1 protein-coding gene and 1 pseudogene are annotated in these 1,339 nt (G+C 41.2%); both read right to left on the bottom strand.

Annotation, left to right across the window (positions count from 1 at the left end; translation table 11 throughout):
- Nucleotides 1–43: 43 nt before the first annotated feature.
- The gene (prmC, locus tag ACS8FD_RS14790) at nucleotides 44–937 is read right to left on the bottom strand and encodes a peptide chain release factor N(5)-glutamine methyltransferase (protein ID WP_439261475.1); all 894 of its coding nucleotides are present in this window, start codon (nucleotides 935–937) and stop codon (nucleotides 44–46) included.
- A gap of 59 nt (nucleotides 938–996) precedes the next feature.
- Nucleotides 997–1,339 (bottom strand): annotated as a pseudogene (locus ACS8FD_RS14785) (AmpG family muropeptide MFS transporter); the annotation flags it as partial.

Below are 1,339 nucleotides of genomic sequence, written 5' to 3'. Positions count from 1 at the left end.
TACCAAAGTTATTACTTAAGAAACTGTACACTGAAGCCAATCTTCAAATTTGTCCAAGCGTCACCCGATCATTACCACCAAAGTCCTGCACCGTTTGTACGACTATAAAGCCATTATCTGCCAATATTTGCCGGACAGTTGCGCCCTGATCAAAACCATGCTCAAGCGCTAACAGTCCACCTGTACGTAAATATTTCGGTGCATACTGCACAATATGCTCTATATCGGCTAATCCATGATTAGGTGCACTTAACGCACTAATCGGTTCAGCTACTAAACGTGCTAAATGCTCGTCAGACTCGTCAATATAAGGCGGATTGGAGGCAATCACATCAAATAAACTTTCGTCCTGAGTAGACAACTTGCCATACCAGCTGCTCTGTACAAACTCAATATCGGCAACATCATTAACAGCGGCATTGTGTCTAGCAACTTTCAATGCCTCTGCTGATAAATCAACTGCGACCGTTTGCCAACTATCCTGTTTCAATTGATATTTTAACTCATGCGTTAAGCTGATAGCGATACAGCCTGAACCTGTTCCTAAGTCTAACAGCCGCTTTGGCTTATTAATATTATCTAAGCTCTTTGGCTGAGACTGTATCCACTTTAATACTTGTTCAACCAACACTTCAGTGTCAGGTCGAGGGATTAAAGTGTGCTTATTGACAGTAAAACTAAGCGACCAGAACTCTTGCTGTCCCGTTAAATACGCGAGCGGTGTGCCAGCCTGCATTTTGGCAATGCCATTATTATATCTCTCAAGCTCACTATCAGATAGCTCGTAGTTCTCATCAGTGATTAAAAATGAGCTTGGCTTATCGATGATATATAGCAACCAATCCGTTAGCCAGAATGATGGCAGCGTCCCTCCTGTATCACCATTTGTTAGTTGCCAGATTTGCTGCTTTATTTGATAAATGGTGAACGCTGTCATAGATTACTCATAAAAATACTGTCTAACAATTTGGGACAAAACACAGCTAATCGTTGTCGCTAGTCTGTAGCGCGTGGCGGCTCTTTAGTATCGGTTAGGTTTGGATTGGTTTTAGTTAAACCAGTCACAGTATTACCGCCGCTACCATTATCATCGTTGTCACTATAAATATCATCATTGTCACCGATAATAATATGTTTATCGACAAGATAAATCAGTGCCAAAATGGGTATACCGATCGCAAAGGTAAAAATAAAAAAGAACGGATAGCTGGTGTTATCGACGATAGTACCCGAATAACCACCCAGCACTTTGGGTAACAACGTCATAAGCGACGAGAATATCGCATATTGTACTGCAGTAAAGCGAATAGAAGTCAAAGCAGACAAAAAGGCAATAAAT

It is taken from the genome of Psychrobacter sp. 1U2, from assembly GCF_051847575.1.
This window is presented reverse-complemented; position numbering and strand designations above follow the sequence as displayed.

Coding starts and splice junctions, on each gene's coding strand:
- prmC (WP_439261475.1), bottom strand. CDS start 937: ATGACAGCGTTCACCATTTATCAAATAAAGCAGCAAATCTGGCAACTA.